Origin of the sequence: Corynebacterium sp. H113, from assembly GCF_037572315.1 — a bacterium.
Taxonomy (GTDB): Bacteria; Actinomycetota; Actinomycetes; order Mycobacteriales; family Mycobacteriaceae; genus Corynebacterium.
In genome coordinates this window covers 689,046-708,124 of sequence record NZ_JBBHKZ010000002.1, presented here as the reverse complement: position 1 = coordinate 708,124, position 19,079 = coordinate 689,046, and the positions used below count along the sequence as shown (strand labels likewise).

Genomic DNA, 19,079 nt, shown 5'->3' with positions numbered 1-19,079 from the left:
TCCGTTGAATGGGATAATTTGTAAAATACAAATCAGATTAACCGTTTTGCGTAATGACAGGATCTGCCGTTCGTGACTGAATATTTTGTATCACCAACCAGTGGTAATGACAGCTCGGACGGCAGCGTGAGATCCCCTTGGCGCACTCTTGACCGTGTCACCCATCATGAGCTGTGCCCAGGGGATTTTGTATTTCTCGAGCCGGGCGCAACTCATAGTGGAACCCTACGCATTCGCCATTCCGGGGAACCTGGTGCACCGATTACGGTGAGCTCCGCCACGATCGAACTTGACGACGTAACCTCGTCGCATCTCCCCCAGCCAGCGGTGATTATTGCGCCGGACGGATCTCGTGGGATTGATATCGCAAATTCCTCGCATATTGCGGTGGTGAATCTCACTATCATTGGCTCACGGCAATCAGACGCAGTGTCAGTGTGGTCAGATCTAACCGGAACAGCAGGCATCGAACTTCGTTATTTGCGGGTTTCTAGTGCGCATGTCGGAATTGCCGTTGGGGGCGCTTGTGAAAAGGCACTCACCGGTGTGTGCATCACTAATTGCCATGTCCAGGATTGCTTACGAGATGGAATTCTCATCTACGGGGATGGGACATTGACATATGTCAACCACGATGTTCTTATAGCTGACACTTCCGTGGTTTCCACATCGGGCATTCCAGAATGGACTAATCGAAATTCAGGGTCAGGGATCGTTGCGGGTCAATGCCAGAACTTGATTATCGAACGATGTACTGCATCAGGAAACGGCTTTCTTTGCTCTGCTTCCGAAGGACCCTGTGGAATGTGGACGTACTATTCGGATGCCGTCTCCATTCGCCATTGTGTGAGTATTGGTAATCGCACAAGCGGTCCCGCTGACGGCACTGGATTCGATCTTGATATTGGTGTCACCAATGCCGAAATTGCTGACTGCATCGCATATGGCAACGACGGAGCTGGTGTCATGCTCTGGAATGCATCACCTACTGAGAAACATTGCTCTCATCGGATCCAAGGCAATCGGCTGATCAACAATTGCAATAGGACACACTGGCATGGTGAGATTACAGTTTCTCCATACATCAACGATGTAGACATTTCTAACAATTGGATTTCGAATCAGTCTGGCAGGTCGCCGATTCGAATAGCTCGTAATACCAATACAATTACTACTCGTCACAACTCTGGACTCCACCCAATTGAGCCGGACTACTACTCGGAGGTGCCACGATAGTGCGCAGCAGTATTCTCCGTATTGCCATTGCTGGGGCAATTATCGCTGCACTCTTCGCTGCTGGAAATTATGTCTTCAAGCAGTACTACAGCCCACTTACCTTGTTCGTCTCAGCTGAGGGCTCTGCCCACGGCGATGGGTCCTCCCCCAAAGCAGCGCTATCATCGCTGTCAGATGTCCCACGGGAAAAGATTCGCCCGGGCACCAAAATTGTCCTGCTGGGTCAAGGCATCGACGGCATGCTTAACCTCTCCGAGTTGAAGGGCACCAAAGAAGATCCCATTGTGGTCACTTCTGGCGAAGACGAGCGTGCTTCCATCACTGTTGCCCCTGGTAAAGCCGGCATCGCTATTCAGGATTCTTCCCATATTTCCATTAGCAATATCGACATCAAAGCGAACCCCACCAACCCCACAGACTCTGAGGGCATATGGATCAAAGCCGAGCGTACCGATGTACCTAACGAGGACATTCGCATCGACGACGTCCGAGTGAGCAAGTTGAAGCATGGCATTCTTGTTTCCGGCGACGGAGAAGCTGGCTTCACGGATGTCACCATTAGAAATTCGGTGCTATCCGATAACAGAATGCAGGGCATTCTTTTTCATAACGCTGTTCCCGACTCCCCGCATTTCTCGCACAAGAACGTACTTATCGACGGCGTCCAAGTCACCGGCACAACTGGTGATGCAACAGCCGAAGCAAATTCTGGCAGTGGAATTGTTTTAGGCAATGTTGACGGTGGTGTTATTCAACGATCCTTGGCCGAAAATAACGGCGCCTATTCGAGTGCAACTGAAGGCCCTATTGGAATGTGGGCGTACCGCTCCAATAACATCGCGATTCGCGACAATATTTCGAGAGACAACAAAACTAAGGAAGCGGACGGCGGTGGCTTCGGCTTAGATCTCGGGGTCACTAATTCGATTCTCGAACGTAATGTCTCCAAGGACAATATGGGTCCTGGATACCTCATTTTCGCCAACGACGGGCAAAAGTCATCGCGAAACATCGTCCGATTCAACGCCAGCATTAATGACACTCGCTGGGGCAATTACCATGGGCAAATTAGTATCCGAGGCGGACTGAACGATGGCGGACCACTATCTGAAATTAATGACCTGCTGGTAACCAACAATTCAATCATTTCCAGTCCTTCTACCTCAGGGCAGTCAATTTCGATCGCCGCAGATGTTTCCAACGCACGAATATTCCGCAACTACTTCGAAATGACCGCGCCTGGCCCCGTCGTCAAGCTCAGCGAACTCAATAATCCCACCGGAGCCCGTTTCTGTGGCAACGCCTATTTCACTGGAGACTCCACGAATGCGGTGGAATCCATAGGCACTAGCTTTACGACGTTCCCAGAATGGTGGTCTGCTTCTCCAACAGATACTGGGTCGTTCGAATCGATTGCCCCAGCCAAGGGTGCGTCAGCAAAGGTCACTGACCTGCATTTTGATCCTGGTGCTCAAGCACTGACACAAAACTCGCCTGCCGCGGTGTGCGGAGACGAGTTCGATGCAACTGCTACTGACCTTGCGGGCCAGAAGGTAGGAGATCAGCCGTTCGTTGGTGCAGTGCGACCTTCAGTGTAGAAGCGCCATGCATCCCTGCACATTTCAGAAACATCGTACTTAGGTACCCAGCCCAAGACCTCTTCTGCATAGCGGGCATCAGCAACCAACGCGGGCACATCGCCTGGACGACGGTCGCCGACTTCGTACGTGACGTCATTGCCCGAAGCGGCAGATAGCTCATTGATGAGTTCGAAAACAGTCGTTCCCACACCAGTGCCAAGATTGATGATGTCATGGCCGGGTTCGTCGAGAAGCGCAAGCGCCTGAACATGAGCATCAGCGATGTCCACCACATGAAGGTAGTCGCGAATGCAGCTACCGTCACGAGTGTCGTAGTCCTTACCAAACACGGTGATCTTGTCGCGCTCGCCAGTTGCTACTTCGAGCAGTCGCGGCATGATGTTCGGAGAATCAGCCCGACCATCCTCACCGATCAAACCAGACGGGTGGGCACCAATCGGGTTGAAGTAGCGCAGTGACACTGCGGCGAAACCATCGCGGAAGTTCGCGACGTTTTCCAGCATTCCTTCACATGTCAACTTTGACCACGAGTACGGATTCGTCGGCGCAGTTGCTGACTTCTCAGTCAGTGGCTCGCTCTCTGCAATTCCGTACACGGAGCATGAAGACGAGAAAATAATCTTCTTCACGTTGGTATCTCGCATCGCTGCCAACAGTGTTGCAGTTCCACCGATGTTCACATCCATGTACAGCTCAGGCTCATCGCAGGACTCGCCCACGGCCTTGCGTCCGGCAAAGTGCATGACTGCATCGAATTCATGGGTCGAAAGAGCCTTTGTGAGCTGTTCCGCATTCGTGATGTCACCTTCGATCCACTCGACGGTTGTGCCGGTGAGCTCGGCAATTTTGTCGAAGACAGCTGGATTGCTGTTTGTGAAGTCATCGAAAACAACCGGGGTATGGCCGGCTTCGATGAGACTGACAACGACGTGGCTTCCGATAAAGCCAGCTCCACCGGTAACGAATACGGTGAGGCCCTGCTTTTGGTCAGACATGTACGGATCCTTCGTTTGTAGATTCTGGAAAACCCAGTTCTTAAAAGACTACGATGCTATACCAAACAATTGCTGCGACACACAGAGCCAGGGTGAAACCAGCAACAATTGCTGGCCCCGCAACGGCTTGTGCTCGAGGCCCAACGTCAGATTCCACACCTTCTAGTTCTGCTGCATGAAGGATCGGCATGCTGAACGCGGCCACGGCATACAACACGGCACCGAGCAGGCATAATCCGGCGTAACCAATGGACCGGTCTGCAACCAATCCCCAAATACCAGGAATGAGCTGGACATAGATGACAAGCAACAGCGGAATCAATTGGTTGAAAGCAAAAGGTTCAACCCCCGTCATTGCTTTGGGAGTCACCCGAAACTCAGTCTTCTTCCCCGTCAGCACCTGCCGCGCACCCGCGATTGTTCCGTGAACGAGAAATGGCCACCGCACGATCTGATATAGCACGAGCTCCCAACTGATGATCTTGGAATCAACGGGACGCAATAATCCTGCCCCCCGCAGCAAGCCCACCATCGCTACCAACGGCAGCGACAGCAAGTTCAAGAAGACCAGAAACTCGAGGAAATTGATTGAAGCCCATGGGAAGTCAAAAACCACCGATGCAGGAGCCAACAACGTGCCGATGAGTGCCATCGCGCCAAAAACAGCGTTGAATGTCACACCGAAAGTCAACCGTGCCTGCGTCTTCGCCGGGACTCGACGCACAGTTCTGCGCACGAGGCCCAAAGCCAGCACGGTCAAACTACGTGTCCATTGAAACTCTTGGGTCAACATCGCAGCACAGGTCGTAGGACCTAAGCCGTGCGCCTCTGCATCAATGGCGAACGCGCCATCATATCCAGCCTGATAGATGAGGTACGACGTCGAAAAGTCTTCTGCCAATTCTGGCCCAATTCCGCCAGCTCTTCTTAACGCGCTTGTGCGTACCGCATAGTGAGAACCAATGCTGATTGGGAGCATTCCGCCGTTGTGCGACGCTTGGAACGGGCCGTGGAAAACTGATTCCATATGTAACCGGCCCCTAGCTGCCCATGACTCTTCCGCATTGGAATCACAGATACTTGGCGCGGCTACGAAGCCGACTTCGTCGCAGGAAAACGGTTTTAGCATGTGCGCGAGGTACGTCGGCGACGGCACATGATCGCAGTCGAGCTGAGCGACAACATCGTATTTTTGGTATCCCACGGTGTCATAAAAATAGGCCAGATTTCCTTCTTTGCACCGTGTCCGACGTGGCCACACTTCTTGGTGATACTCCGTTACCCCGTCCCGGCTACACAGCAGCACTCCATTATTCGCACACCAGCGACGGATAGCGCTCGTTGGCCTTTCGTCGCAAAGCCAGACGTCATATGCGATCGGTATCTTCTGGTTCAGCATCGCGCGGAGGGTGGTTTCTACGACGTGCCATTCTTCGCTCGGCGCGCGCGTGACGACGAACGCTGTCCGCAAAACTGGGACGGACACATCAGGCGATACCTTGCAGATCTTATGAACGCGCCAGACGAAAATTGCTGGCATCAGAATGAGATAGCTCAGCAGCAGGGTGTTGAAAGCGAATCGAACTGGACCAATAATGTGGCTAGGATTTGCCCACCACAGCATGAAGATCACGGCGCCGGCAACCCACAGCGCTGACATGATTCCAACCTGGAAACGCTGCCAACCCGTCATTGCTGGAATAAAGAGAGAAGACGGAGCGACTGCAGGCCTGACCTTATTGTCACGATAGACAGGACCGTCGGCTGGGAAGTCGATGATTCCTGGAGCATCAACGGTGGTCAGAGGTTGAGCCTCACCCTTCTTCAATGACACTGCCCCAACCTACGCGTCAGCTGGAACTACAGCAGCCTTCTTGCGACGCTCGACATGCCAGTCGAGACAACGTCGCAAGCCTTCTTTCAAAGACACCTGTGGTGACCAGTCCAAGACTGCCTTTGCCTGAGAAATGTCTGGGCGACGACGAGTAGGGTCATCAGCAGGAAGTGGGTGGTACGTAATTTCAGACAACGAACCAGTTTCGGCTCGGATGATTTCTGCAATTTCCAGAACTGATTTTTCGATCGGGTTGCCCAAATTAACAGGCCCAGTGACATCTGACTGCATCATGGCGACGAAGCCTTCGACGAGATCGTCGACGTAGCAGAAGCTTCGAGTCTGAGAACCATCGCCGTAAATGGTCAAGGGAGCGTCACTCAAAGCTTGGTCGGCAAATGTCGAAATGATCCGGCCGTCCGACGGATGCATACGTGGACCATACGTATTGAAAATACGAATGACCCCGATGTTCAGCCCCTCGTTCTTTGCGAAAGCGAAGAGCATAGCTTCACCAAATCGCTTGCCCTCGTCATAACACGAACGTGGCCCATTGGGATTCACATTTCCCCAGTAGGTTTCTCTCTGCGGATGTTCCTTGGGATCGCCATACACCTCGCTAGTAGATGAGTACACGATGCGAGCGTTATTCTTTTTGGCGAAAAGCGCTGCATTGTATGTGCCGACGCCACCCGTGAGCAATGTGCCGACCGGATCCTGCATATACCCAGGAGGCGATGCCGGACTTGCCAAATGAAAAACCGCGTCAATGTCGAATGGAATCTCGAACTCGTTCCGAACATCGGCTTCAATGAAATGGAACCGCGGATCCTGCAAAGCGTTCTCAATATTGTCGAGGTGCCCCGTATCGAGATTGTCCATACAGACAACAAGCTCGGTGTTCTGGTCGGCCAGCAATCGATCACACAAGTGCGATCCGATGAATCCACTGCCACCTGTGACTAAGTACCGAGTTCTCACGTATTCCTCCGTGCTCAATCCCCGACCGTCGCTCCGCGGTTATCGCGAATCCAGTCCGAGGGGAATAGCTATTAACCCCCGTAAAGATTAGTAACTCCCGGACAGTCACGCAAAAGCATTTAAGTACCCACCAAGCAAATTCTCAGCCTCAAGGAAATTGACTTAAATGCGAACCAAGGGATATTAGGACTATGTCCATCACTACCCACAACCTATAAAGGAAGAAAACGCGAAGATTTTTAGTTAACTCGATGCATTTACAATTATTCCGTAACGGAAAGAAGCCATTTTCCGATATGGAAAAACTGCTATTTAGAAAGATGGTTGCTTATCAACTTCGAATCGAAGTAACCGAGCTGCATGACAGAGATCACTCTTTGACTGACCTCAAATGGGGGTCAAGCAGCACTGATCGCATCAACTCGCGATAGTCAGACCCCGCACCCAGTCCCCGGTTAGAAGCCTGGCAGCGCTGGAGAATTCAGGGTCCCCGCAGCTGGTCCGTAAATCGCTCCATGCACATCCTGGTTGTGCTGCTCCTTCGAACCATTCGTAGCAGCGGCTACAGAAAAGCCCGGACCAAACGATGCCGAAGCATGGAACGAATTTCGATCATCCGACCAGCCAAGCTTGGAACCAGTCACAACTGGCAGTGTTGCCGTTCCGTAGTCCTGTGGGTAGCCATCGGCTGCAACAGCAGTCTTTCCGCGCATTCCGTTCATCACCGGACCAACGGGATCGGACACCCGAACCGCTTCAATAAACGTCACGATGTCATACGTCGACGTCGAAGCATTTCCCCAGTGTGAAGCGGAATGAGTGTCGTGCAATCCATATGTGTCCTTCGCCCACTGAATTGCATTCGGATACTTCTGATACAGCTGCGTCGCAATGTTGTCGTCAGACGAAGCAATCATCGGACTGACTTTGGCAATGTCGCCAGGTTCACCATGCTTTACGACGTACTGTCCGATGTACAACTTCACCATGGACAATCCTGGCCGCGAATCATGTTGGTTTGCAGTGCCGAATCGAAGACCAAATGGGAGCGCGACAGAAATCTGGGTTCGCTCCGGCGACTGCATATTTCCGATGGAGTTGACGGGTGGCTGTGGGATGGCTTGTGCAGCTGGCGCTGCGAAGGTCAACGACGTTGCAACAACAGCCGAGGCAACAACACTTGACGTAACTACCCGAGGAAAGCGACGAAGTTTAAGCATTCTCTAACTATAAACTTAAACTTGAGGGTTAACACCCGAGTACCACTTGCCGCATCATTTCGGACTCCCCCGTGTGAGCGACTCCCGGGCGAGCCTGTCCCCGTGGATTTCCATTCCATTCACTCCGTCCCGAGGAAGAAGACCCAACGTGAATGGCATGGAAATCTACGGGTGGCCGAGCGCCGTGGCCTGTTAGAAGTGGTGCATAAAAAATGGACCTTCCTAGGAAGGTCCATTGCGGTCGGCTCAAGCCACCAGCACTATTTCGCTTTCTGGTTAGCTCATGAACGGAATCGAACCCGTTGTGAAGTACCAAGCAGCGACTGCAGCGGCGATAGCCACTACGCAGAAGATCCAGGAACTTACCAATGGTCTCTTCGCCCAACCACGGCTGAAGTCCAAGCCAATCCGACCCGGGCCTGTGAACTGCAAAGCCAGAGCAGCGATGGTGAGCATCAATTGGCCCTGAATACCTGCGGTGTCGTCGCCAAGTGCAGCAAGTCCGGCACCGGACCGTGCAGACTCGAACATCGTCAGGAAGATTGACAACGCAAGTGCGAGGGACGCGCCCAGTGGCGTTGCGAGACCAAGAATCAACAAACCACCAGCGATGATCTGGATGGTTGGGATTGCAGTTGCCAAAACTCCCGCGAAGTTGAAGTTCTGTGCGGTGAATTCACTTTCAAGCGAACCAATGCCCGCTCCCTCGCCGAGGCCGAAGAACGTAGCCAAGCCATGGAACAACAGCAGGCCACCGACACCAAGACGCAGTATAAGTAAACCGAAGTCGATGGTTCCGCGACGGGTTTCTGGTTCCACTTCGTCGTAGAAGTCTGCATCGTCGTGCGCCCGAGTCATATCGCGATCCGTGTCAAGATCACGATTGAGGTCACGATCACGGTCACGGTCGCGATCGAGGTCGCGCGTGTCATCGCCATCTCGGTCGCCGAGTGCACTGGCACCTACTGCCGTTGCTCCTGCACCGGCTGCACCAGCAGCGAGTGCTCCTGACATGACGGAGGTTGCGTTATCGTCGCCGTCGACACGTGAATTATCGGAGGCGTCGTACATCTCCGTTGGCGCGTCATCACCATCATGCGACCCAGCTGCAGGAGCCACCTGAGTTGCCTCAAGATCATCCGCAGCGGTGGAGTCGGCGAAATCCGCATCTGCTTCTCGATAATTCTTAGCCGCTGCCAACGGCGCAATGACCTGCGGTGCTGCCCTACCCGCAGCACGGTAAGGATCTCCGCGACGAGCCTTTTCAGAGTCGCTCTTCGAAGTTGCGTCATGCTTATCAAGCATCTGAGTCTCATCCGACGCCGCAGCACCGCCAGAAGCAGCACCGCCAGAAGCAGCGGTAGCAGATGCAGCAGTCGACGAATCATCGAGCCCTGCGTCAACGAGATCTTCCGCATCCAATGCAGTCACTGCTTCCATACGCGGGTTCGTGTCTGCGCTATTCGGCAAGTCGTCTGTGCTTACTGCTGATGCAGAGCCGGCTGGCGCATTGTCAGCAGCGAGAATCTCTGTTTCGGCATTGTTCGGTTCGACATCGCGGGTGCCCGCCACGGCGTTTCCCGCGGAGGTGTTGTCAGCAGCGTCAGCGGAGTCGTCAGCGAGTTTGCGGTAGGTCGGGACGTCAAGATCGTCGTCGAGCCCGTCATCTACATTCTCGATGTTCTGGGTATTCGGGTTCTTCTCTTCGTCGTTCACAATGCCCAGCCTAGGTTGTTTACCGTGGGTTTTCGTGTGCGCACGCCGAGTGTGTCGAAAAGTTTCACCAGCACGTGTCTTCGTCACTGCTTCAAAATCCGCGCAATGACCTATCCTTGAACATCATGTCCAGTCCACGGCTCAGCACTCGCATTCGTACCCAGTTCGGTCGCGTAGTTGGTTGCGTTGCTGCTGTTGTTGTGCCAGTCTCCGTGACTCTGACTGGTTGCATGGATAATTCCCCTGACCTGCAGGCAGCATTTACCGAGCGCGCTGGCGAACCTACCGGCATCAAGATGCCCAAGATGGACAGCCCAGAGCTCCCCAAGTCCGCCGCTCCTACGCATTCTCCGCGTGGTCCTCGTCCTCCGTGCTCACTTGACGATGTCGTCATTGCCGCATGTCTGCCAGAAACTACCGCCCTCAGTCACGCGGGCATCGGTCGTGGTTTAGCAGCAACTGCGGACGGTGATGTGTGGCTGGTCGTTCCTGGCCTAGCGCCAACCGTCGTCACGCACAATCGGGCACCTGTGCGTCAGTTCCTTGCCTCTCCCACTGTGGAGGAAGACGGCCAGGTGTACATGCTGCGCGAAGATTCGACGGTTGCGCGTCTGACGTTGATGCCCGGCGGTCACGTCGATGTAAGGGAGCTGTCGGATTTCAACGAACCTGGGATTTTGAGCATTTTCATGGACTCTGACGAGGGCTTGCAGAAGCTGCTTATCGGCGATCCAGGCATTGACTTCAAGACGTTCTGTCACGGCAATGGCGCGACCGGATTGCCACAGTTGGGCACGGCAATTCTCGATGGTGTGCCCATGCTGGTGGAATGGTCAGCTGGCTATCTGACTCCGGTGGGTGGCGTTGACCTGGACAATTCGATCGGCGGTTGCGCCATCGTCGGCGATAGCGTCATCGTCGCTGTCCCCGATGCCCAGCGGGTGGTTTCCATCAAAATCGGCAGCGACAATCATCCGCTGGATCCGCATTGGGTTGTCGAAGGTTCACCGGAAGTTCTTGTCGACGGCGACTTCGGTCATATCACCTCTGTAGCAGGCGTGGTAAGCGGACAAGGCGTCGAAATCTGGGGAGCCACGTCGAATAAGTCACCCGAGCGCGCGATTGACCCGGGAACCATTCCTGGTGGCGAAAACGACGACCGAGTTATCCGTCTGCCGGCCGGTGCCGGCGGTGGTGGATCGCCAGATTAGTGCGTGGGACTTCAGCACGTGCCCCGCACCGCCTTGCCCCGCACCACCTAGTGCCTTCGCCAAAAATAAGAGAGCACCACGGTCACTAATGAGCGTGGTGCCCTGGTTGTTTGATTGCTGACTACTTCAGCTTCTGAGCAATCAGCTTGTTGACCTGCGCTGGGTCAGCCTTGCCACGAGTTGCCTTCATGACTGCACCAACAATCGCGCCGGTGACCTTCTTATTGCCGGCCTTGTACTTCTCCACGATGTCTGGGTTTGCAGCCAGGGCCTCGTCGACAGCCTTTTCAATAGCTCCGTCGTCCTGCATTACTTCAAGACCACGAGCCTTGACGACGTCGTCAACATCGCCCTCGCCATCAAGAACACCGTCAACAGCCTTACGGGCCAGCTTGTTCGTCAGCTTGCCTTCGTTGATCAGCTCGACCACACGCGCGACCTGTGCCGGAGTGATCTCCAGGGCATCAAGTTCCACCTCACGCTTGTTTGCCTGCTGTGCTAGGTACGAAACCCACCATGCACGAGCTTCGTCTGGAGTAGTGCCGGCCTCGACGGTTTCGACGATGAGATCCATAGCACCTGCGTTGACCAGGTCACGCATCTCAGCATCGGAGAGCTTCCACTCTTCCTGGATGCGAGCACGGCGTATCCATGGCAGTTCAGGAAGTGTCGCGCGAATTTCTTCGACCCACTCACGTGGTGCCAATACTGGTGGCAGATCTGGGTCGTTGAAGTAGCGGTAATCTTCCGCGGTCTCCTTGATACGACCAGCTGTCGTCGAACCATCAGTCTCCTGATAGTGGCGGGTTTCCTGACGGATCGAACCACCAGCAGTCAGCACCGCCGCTTGACGCTGCATCTCATAGCGAACAGCCTGCTCAACAGACTTCACCGAGTTGATGTTCTTGGTTTCCGTGCGGGTACCGAACTCAGTCTGCCCCTTTGGGCGAAGAGAAAGGTTGGAGTCACAGCGCATCGAACCCTGGTCCATGCGAGCATCCGACACCCCAAGGGCCTTCACCAGTTCACGCAGCGCGGAGACATATGCACGGGCTACTTCTGGAGCGCGCTCCCCTGCGCCCTCGATTGGCTTCGTCACGATCTCAATCAATGGCACGCCTGCACGGTTGCAGTCCACCAGGGATCGAGTTGCACCATGAATACGTCCCGAGGTGCCACCCAGGTGAGTCAACTTCGCGGTGTCTTCTTCCATGTGTGCGCGTTCAATTTCAACGCGCCACTCAGTGCCGTCGTCCAAAACGACATCCAGGTAGCCGTCGTATGCAATGGGCTCGTCATACTGAGAAATCTGGTAGTTCTTCGGCTGATCTGGGTAGAAGTAATTCTTGCGCGCAAAACGCGAAGACTCTGCAATTTTGCAGTTCAGGGCAAGACCAATTTTGATTGCCCATTCAATACCCTTGCGGTTAACAACTGGCAGTGCGCCAGGTAGCCCCAGGCTCACTGGGTCTACATTGCTATTCGGATCGGCACCGAAGTTTGCCGAGGACGCCGAAAACATCTTGGTGTTCGTAGCGAGCTCAACGTGCACTTCCATACCCATAACAGGATCGAAGCGTTCCAGGACTTCATCAAAGTCCATCAGGTCATCAGCGTAAGCGGCGGTCATGGAATCACATGTTACTAGTCACACGCCACCAGTACCCATGAGACCCTCCCGACCACCGCTTAGCGACTATCTGGCCGGCGGTCGAGAAGCCGCTTTTCCAGTTCGTCGTTAGGCAAATTCGAGGCGGCCATCTCCTGCTCTAGCTCAATGCGTGTGCGTCCAGAGTCCGCAGGATCCGCGTCACGACGACCGCCAAACATGCGCACCAGATCCAACATGCGACGGCGTCGGTGGGCTTCTTCAGTGATGCGGATGCGTCCTCGTAGCCACGCAATGCACATCACGATAATGAGCACGACGCCGACATAACCAAGTGCTGGATACACGTACGCAATGAGGGTTTTGAATCCGAGGAAACCAAGCCCGAATCCGATGAGAGTCACCGCAATGAACAATGGTCGGAACTGTTGTGGTTTACGTGCAGTAACACGTTTTGCCAGGGCATAGAACATGCCGATGCCGGTGTTGAAGATCATGCCGTACACGACCACTGCCATAGCAGTTCCCAGCACCGGATGGATGCTATTTACAAGTGACAACATCGGCAGTTCGTCGTTTTCCACCGTCGTGATGGACGACATCAGCGCCACCGTTGACAACAACAGCAGACCGCCATAAAGCAGACCACCAAGCAGACCACCGATGCCAGCTTCGCGCGGGTTGAAGTTGTCGCCACCGATAATGATCGCCATCGACACTGCCACCATCAAGTTAAATCCGACGTAATTCAGGGCAGATACGCCCCAATGTGGCAGCGTTGTCTGGACATGGGTCTCGGCATACGTCGCTGCATCTCCGAAAGACATTTCGGCCTTAGACACCGCGTAAATCGATGCAATGACCAAGAACACGATGATGAATGGCGTAATGGCACCAATAATGGTGCTGACTTTGTCCACATTCAACATGCCCGCTGCCAAAATGAAGACAAGCATTAGGGTCGTGCCAAGCCACACCGGGGCATCGAACTGCTGATTGAGATTGGACCCCGCGCCCGCCATCATGACCACGCCCGTTGAAAACAGCGTGATCATGACTGCCACATCGAGGAACATGGCAACCCAACGTTTCGACACCCGCTTGAAAACCGCAGTGTGCTCCTGAGCCTGAAAATAGCTACCAAGCTGCAACACGACCAAGCCAGACACCGTCATGATGATGCACGACGCAATCGCGCCCCACACCCCTTCCATGCCGAAAGCAACAAAGTACTGCATGACCTCTTGTCCAGAGGCAAACCCTGCGCCGACGATCAGTCCGACAAATGCTAAAGCGATAGAAACAATGCGGGTAAGCATAGAACGATCCTATTGCACAGTGAAGTGCCACCAACCTCGTGGGTCTGCGAATGACTTTTGGCCTCCGCTACGCTATTGATCGTGCCGAGCCCGAAAGAACACCCTCCGATTCCGCCTACATCGAAGCGGGACAATCCGCTTTTCCGTTCTGCGGAGCTGCGGGATACTGCGCGTTTTTCCTTCGCAGACCAGTTGAAGAATAGCGATGACGGAGCACTCGGTTACCATTCTGTTCGTCCCGGCTACCCGCACGAAGTGTTGGAAATGCTCAGCCTCACGAACGTAGCTGGTACCCATGCTGTCGATGTCGGCGCTGGCACTGGACAACTAACCCGACAGCTCCTCGATGCCGGCGCTACAGTCACCGCCATCGATCCAAGTACCGTGATGCTCGATACCCTCGCCACAACATGTCCCGACGCACGCCGCTTTCTTGGGACTGCCGAGTCCATGCCCATGCTTGACGACGACTCCGCCGACATCATTACTTGCGCTCAAACCTGGCACTGGGTCAATGTAGCGGAAGCCTCGGCAGAGTTCGCCCGAGTCTTGTCACACGACGGTGTGGCGCTGCTCGTGTGGAATACCCTCGATGTTCGCATTCCGTGGGTACATCGACTCACTCGGATCATGCACGCCGGTGACGTGCAGAAGCCAGGTTTCTTACCTGAGGTGGTGGCACCGTTGCGGATTTGTGAAGTGCTGCGTACCGAGTGGCAGCAACAGCTGACTCCCGAGCAGATTGTCATGCTTGCTCGTACCCGCTCATATTGGCTTAATGCCAAGACCCAGATACGCGAAAAGGTCGAGGCAAACCTCCGCTGGTATTTGTATGACCATCTGGGCTTTGCCCCGGGGGTTTGCGTCGACCTTCCGTACCGGTGTGACGCTTTTCTACTGCGACCGTCGTGAAGCTCAAACACCACGGTCGTAGCTGTTAGCGAAATGGCAAGTTACTAGCCGAACAGTGCCATTGCAGTGTCGTAGCGACTTGCTGGAACCGTCTTCAGCTCGGCGACAGCATCATCAATGTTGATGCGAACGATACCTTCGCCCTGCAACGCAACAATCTTGCCGTAATCGCCCTCATGAACTGCGCGGGTTGCGTGCACACCGTAACGCGTTGCCAGCACGCGGTCGTATGCAGTTGGGGTGCCACCACGCTGAATGTGGCCGAGCACGGTGGTACGCACGTCATAGCCAGTACGCTGCTTGATCTCATCGCCAATAACCTGGCCGATGCCGGTGAAGGTCTGGTGGCCGAACTGGTCCACGCCACCCTCCTGGAAGTCCATCGTGCCTTCCATTGGCAACGCACCTTCAGCGACGACGATAATGCCGTACTTCTCGCCCATCTGGAAACGACGCTCCATGGACTTGCAGATCTCGTTAATATCGAATGGGTGCTCAGGAATAACGATGTAGTGAGCACCGCCCGCCATACCTGCATGTAGAGCAATCCACCCGACGTGGCGCCCCATGACCTCGACAATCATCACTCGCTGATGCGATTCAGCAGTGGTATGCAAACGGTCGACAGCGTCGGTAGCCACAGCAACTGCAGTGTCAAAACCGAAGGTGTAGTCGGTACCGTTGACATCGTTATCAATGGTCTTTGGCACGCCTACGACAGGGACACCATTGTCTGCTAGCCACTTGCCAGCCTTCAGCGTGCCTTCACCACCAATTGGAATGAGGGCGTCAATGCCGGCATCGTCAAGATTTTCCTTGATTCGATCCAGGCTGGACATCAAAATATCTGGGTGAACACGGCCAGTGCCAAGCATGGTGCCACCACGCAGGAGCATGCGGTCAATATTCTCGTCATCGTAAAGCTGGACCCTACGGTCTTCCATAAGACCAATCCAGCCGTCTTCAAAACCGACGACAGTAGAGCCGTACTCGCTGCTAGCGGTACGCACAATGGCACGGATGACGGCGTTAAGGCCGGGGCAGTCGCCACCGGAAGTGAGGGTCGCAATTCGCATGTGCCCCACCTTAGTACTCGTTGACGAGTCCTGCTTCCTGAGGGCATTCCTCTGCAATTGTCAGAGTATTACGCCCCGGATTTTTGCCCGTCAGAGTGCTGGACAAACTGCGACACCGCAATAAGTCCCAACACCAGGGCGACCGCCTGCATGAGCAAAACGTGTCCGAACATTTCTGATCCAGCACCGGCGTTTTCCCGGAATTGGATGAACGCAGCCGTCGCTGCCGAACCCAGCACCGCACCCACCTGCCGAGTGGTGTTGTACACACCTGAGGCGGCTCCCGCCGAATGCTCAGCGACATCGCGCATCGCCGTCGTCGAGTTAGGCGCCCAGACGAAACTATTGCCGATACCCAGAATCACGCTCGCGACAACCACCCAACCGAGATGCAACTCCGGGCGCATTGCCCAGAACATGGCGATGTGGCCGAGGACCATCGTCGCAAAGCCCACAACTGACAGCACACGTGGCGTGAACTTACCGATGAGACCACCAACAATGGGTGCCAGCACACCGGCCACCACGGCCATCGGGGCGAACAACAATCCCGCTTCAAGGGCTGACTTTTCCTCTGCCTGCTGCAGGTACAACATCACCGGCAGCGCGTTCGATGCAACGGCAAAACCCATCGCTGCAATAGAGAACGCACCGAGCGAGAAGTTGCGGTGCGCGAACAGACTCAACGGAACAAGCGCTTCAACACCGCGCTGCGCAGCGGTCGACTGCAGTTTCACGAATGCGGCCAATGCAATGGCAGCGACTATCAATAAGACAAAGACCCACCAATCCCAGCCAACTGCTTCACCCTGCTGAATGCCGAATATGAGACAGCTCATACCGACAATCGACGCCACGATGCCTGCTTTGTCGAACGAGTGGGAGTTTGTCGGCAATTGCGGGATCCACTTCGCGGCAAGAAAGATACACACAATACCGACAGGGATATTGATGTAGAAGATCCATTCCCAACCAGCACTAGACACCAAGAAACCGCCCAGTACTGGACCCGTGAGATGAGCAAGACCCGCCACTGTCCCCCACAGTCCCATTGCTGGTCCACGCTTATCTGGTGGAAAAATGCGTGTGATGATTGCGAGAGTCTGTGGGGCAATCATCGCAGCGCTGAGTCCCTGGACAAAGCGCGCCACGATGAGCGACTCGATCGTCGAAGACATTCCGCACCACAGAGATGTCACCGTGAACATCACGATGCCCGTGATGAACATGCGCCGCTGCCCCACCTGATCGCCCAGTCGACCAGTGACCAACAGCGGGATCACGTACGCCAAGAAGTACGCACTGCTCACCCAAATCGCGGTGTCATAGCCCGCATCGAAGGACTTCATGATGTCCGGCATCGCCACAGCCACAATGGACTGATCAAGCAGATTCATGAAGAACCCAAGCGACAACGCCGCGAGAGCCAAATAGGCTTCCCGCGGCGCTAGGTATGTCGTGCTGTTACGCAATCGGCCCGCGAACCTTTTCGAACGCAGCACCGACCTTGTACAGGCGGTCGTCGCCATGGCGTGGGGCCATAATCTGCAGACCCACAGGCAAGTTTGTGTCCTTAGCAATGCCAGATGGCACCGACATGCCACACATGCCAGCAAGGTTCAGTGGCAGGGTGCACAGGTCGAACATGTACATGCTCAGCGGATCGTCGATCTTCTCACCGAGCTTAAAGGCAGTGGTCGGAGTGGTTGGCGAAACCAACACGTCAACCTGTTCAAATGCCTTCTCGAAATCCTGCTGGATCAACGTACGAACACGCTGTGCCTGGATGTAATAGGCATCGTAGTAGCCAACGGACAGTGCGTACGTACCGATAATGATGCGTCGCTTCACCTCGTCGCCGAATCCAGCCGCACGGCTCATCGCCATGACCTGATCTGCCGAATGGTTGCCGTCATCGCCTTCGCGCAGGCCGTAACGCATGCCATCGAATCGAGCTAGGTTCGAGCTGACCTCACACGGAAGAATGAGGTAGTACGCGCTCAGTGCGTGATCGAAGTTAGGGCAATCGACCTCGACAACCTCAGCGCCGGCTTCCTTCATCTTGTCGACGGCCTCGTGGAAGCTATCAAGTACACCTTGCTGGTATCCGTCGGTACGGTTGAACTGCTTGACGACACCAATCTTCACACCCGAGAGGTCACCATTGGCGCCTTCCTTTGCGGCAGCCACGACATCAGCGATTGGCTGCTCGGTGGAGGTGGAATCGTAGGCATCGTGGCCGGCGATGATCTCGTGCAAGAGCGCGGTGTCCAGGACCGTGCGTGCGGTCGGACCGCCCTGATCCAGCGATGATGCACAGGCAACAAGACCGTAACGAGAAACGGTGCCGTACGTTGGCTTCACGCCAACAGTTGCCGTCAGCGCTGCTGGCTGGCGAATCGACCCACCAGTGTCAGTACCGATCGCAATAGGTGCCATGCCTGAAGCCAGTGCTGCAGACGAACCGCCACCGGAACCACCAGCGGTGCGCTCGAGATCCCACGGGTTGTGAGTTGGCCCGAATGCAGAGTTCTCGGTGGACGAGCCCATTGCAAACTCATCCATGTTGGTCTTACCCAGGATTGGGATACCCGCTTCACGCAGCTTGCGCGTCACCGTTGCATCGTAAGGGCTCATGTACCCTTCGAGCATCTTCGATGCACAAGTCGTTGGCGCATCGGTGGTGGTAAAGACATCCTTCAGAGCCAGTGGGACACCAGCGAGCGCTGAGGCGGGCGCTTCACCACGGTCCAACGACTCGTCGACAGCCTTAGCAGCTGCGAGCGCTTCTTCTGCACCAACATGAAGAAAGGCGTGGATATCGCCATCGAGCGAACCAATGCGATCAAGGAACGCCTGGGTAACTTCTACGGACGTGAGTTCACGCGCATGGATCTTCTCTGCCAATTCAGCTGCGGTCAGACCCAGGATTGGATCTTCAGCAACAGCGGCATGCAAGTTCTTATTTAGGTCAGACATGCTGCGCCCTACTCCTCTTCTTCGCCCAAGATCTGTGGAACTTCGAAACGCTGCTCCTCAGACGATGGAGCCTGATCCAATGCCTGCTCCGGTGACAGAGTTGGTACCACGGTGTCTTCACGCATGACACCAGCCAACGACGACGGATGGCTCATTGGTTCCACATCAGCTGCAGCAACTTCCTGAACAGCCTGAACGTGGTTGATAATGCCGTCGATCTGACCGGCGAACTCATCGAGCTCAGCGTCGGTCAGTGCCAGGCGGGACAGTCGTGCGAGGTGGGCAACCTCGTCGCGCGAGATGGCGGGCACGCGTGACCCCTTTCATGTTGGAGATCGTTACTCGAGTATGTGTCCCCTAAGGGTAGTCGCTACCGCGGATTTGGTTCAG

The 19,079-nt window shown here is 54.9% G+C and carries 15 protein-coding genes; 4 read left to right on the top strand and 11 right to left on the bottom strand.

What is annotated here, in order from left to right:
* The first annotated feature begins 267 nt into the window (after positions 1 to 267).
* Positions 268 to 1,236 carry a right-handed parallel beta-helix repeat-containing protein gene (locus WG938_RS04385; RefSeq protein ID WP_339977938.1) on the top strand — a complete coding sequence of 323 codons (969 nt, stop codon included), beginning with the start codon at positions 268 to 270 and terminating at the stop codon, positions 1,234 to 1,236.
* Positions 1,236 to 2,834, top strand: a complete 1,599-nt coding sequence (locus tag WG938_RS04380) for a right-handed parallel beta-helix repeat-containing protein (protein ID WP_339977937.1) — start codon at positions 1,236 to 1,238, stop codon at positions 2,832 to 2,834. Before WG938_RS04385 ends, WG938_RS04380 begins: the two co-directional genes overlap by 1 nt.
* On the opposite strand, the gene galE is transcribed toward WG938_RS04380, so the two are convergent.
* The 5 genes from galE to WG938_RS04355 all read right to left on the bottom strand — a co-directional run bounded on the left by galE (position 2,798) and on the right by WG938_RS04355 (position 9,583).
* On the bottom strand, positions 2,798 to 3,832 hold the full coding sequence (gene galE / locus WG938_RS04375) for a UDP-glucose 4-epimerase GalE (protein ID WP_339977935.1): 1,035 nt from the start codon (positions 3,830 to 3,832) through the stop codon (positions 2,798 to 2,800). The two genes, WG938_RS04380 and galE, sit on opposite strands and share 37 nt — an antisense overlap.
* 40 nt (positions 3,833 to 3,872) lie before the next feature.
* Positions 3,873 to 5,666: a glycosyltransferase family 2 protein gene (locus WG938_RS04370; protein ID WP_339977933.1), complete on the bottom strand. Its 1,794-nt coding sequence runs from the start codon at positions 5,664 to 5,666 to the stop codon at positions 3,873 to 3,875.
* A 9-nt stretch (positions 5,667 to 5,675) separates the two neighbouring features.
* Positions 5,676 to 6,647, bottom strand: a complete 972-nt coding sequence (locus tag WG938_RS04365; RefSeq protein ID WP_339977931.1) for a UDP-glucuronic acid decarboxylase family protein — start codon at positions 6,645 to 6,647, stop codon at positions 5,676 to 5,678.
* Between the two features lie 455 nt (positions 6,648 to 7,102).
* Positions 7,103 to 7,867, bottom strand: coding sequence for a hypothetical protein (locus WG938_RS04360; protein ID WP_339977929.1), 765 nt, complete (start codon positions 7,865 to 7,867; stop codon positions 7,103 to 7,105).
* Between the two features lie 276 nt (positions 7,868 to 8,143).
* Positions 8,144 to 9,583, bottom strand: a complete 1,440-nt coding sequence (locus WG938_RS04355) for a DoxX family protein (protein ID WP_339977927.1) — start codon at positions 9,581 to 9,583, stop codon at positions 8,144 to 8,146.
* 125 nt (positions 9,584 to 9,708) lie between these two features.
* Between WG938_RS04355 and WG938_RS04350 the strand changes: the two genes are divergently transcribed.
* Entirely contained in the window at positions 9,709 to 10,794 is a 1,086-nt protein-coding gene (locus WG938_RS04350) for a glucose dehydrogenase (protein WP_339977925.1), read from the top strand.
* 121 nt (positions 10,795 to 10,915) lie between these two features.
* Here the strand turns inward: WG938_RS04350 and gatB are convergent, their stop codons facing one another.
* Together gatB and WG938_RS04340 are read right to left on the bottom strand one after the other, a co-directional pair.
* Entirely contained in the window at positions 10,916 to 12,424 is a 1,509-nt protein-coding gene (gatB, locus tag WG938_RS04345) for an Asp-tRNA(Asn)/Glu-tRNA(Gln) amidotransferase subunit GatB (RefSeq protein WP_339977923.1), read from the bottom strand.
* A 59-nt stretch (positions 12,425 to 12,483) separates the two neighbouring features.
* A complete protein-coding gene (locus WG938_RS04340; protein WP_339977921.1) occupies positions 12,484 to 13,722 on the bottom strand; it encodes a YkvI family membrane protein in 1,239 nt (412 codons plus the stop codon).
* A gap of 81 nt (positions 13,723 to 13,803) precedes the next feature.
* Here WG938_RS04340 and WG938_RS04335 point away from each other — a divergent pair, with 81 nt between their 5' ends.
* Positions 13,804 to 14,634, top strand: coding sequence for a class I SAM-dependent methyltransferase (locus WG938_RS04335; protein WP_339977919.1), 831 nt, complete (start codon positions 13,804 to 13,806; stop codon positions 14,632 to 14,634).
* A gap of 44 nt (positions 14,635 to 14,678) precedes the next feature.
* Here WG938_RS04335 and WG938_RS04330 read toward each other — a convergent pair whose 3' ends face one another.
* From WG938_RS04330 to gatC, 4 genes are all read right to left on the bottom strand, one after another.
* On the bottom strand, positions 14,679 to 15,710 hold the full coding sequence (locus WG938_RS04330) for a 6-phosphofructokinase (RefSeq protein ID WP_339977917.1): 1,032 nt from the start codon (positions 15,708 to 15,710) through the stop codon (positions 14,679 to 14,681).
* A gap of 68 nt (positions 15,711 to 15,778) precedes the next feature.
* Complete coding sequence (locus tag WG938_RS04325) at positions 15,779 to 17,182, bottom strand: DHA2 family efflux MFS transporter permease subunit (RefSeq protein WP_339977915.1); 1,404 nt, start codon at positions 17,180 to 17,182, stop codon at positions 15,779 to 15,781.
* Complete coding sequence (gene gatA, locus WG938_RS04320; protein ID WP_339977913.1) at positions 17,175 to 18,689, bottom strand: Asp-tRNA(Asn)/Glu-tRNA(Gln) amidotransferase subunit GatA; 1,515 nt, start codon at positions 18,687 to 18,689, stop codon at positions 17,175 to 17,177. The genes WG938_RS04325 and gatA overlap by 8 nt, the downstream gene beginning before the upstream one ends.
* Before the next feature lie 8 nt (positions 18,690 to 18,697).
* Positions 18,698 to 19,000, bottom strand: a complete 303-nt coding sequence (gene gatC, locus WG938_RS04315) for an Asp-tRNA(Asn)/Glu-tRNA(Gln) amidotransferase subunit GatC (RefSeq protein ID WP_339977911.1) — start codon at positions 18,998 to 19,000, stop codon at positions 18,698 to 18,700.
* Between the last annotated feature and the right edge of the window lie 79 nt (positions 19,001 to 19,079).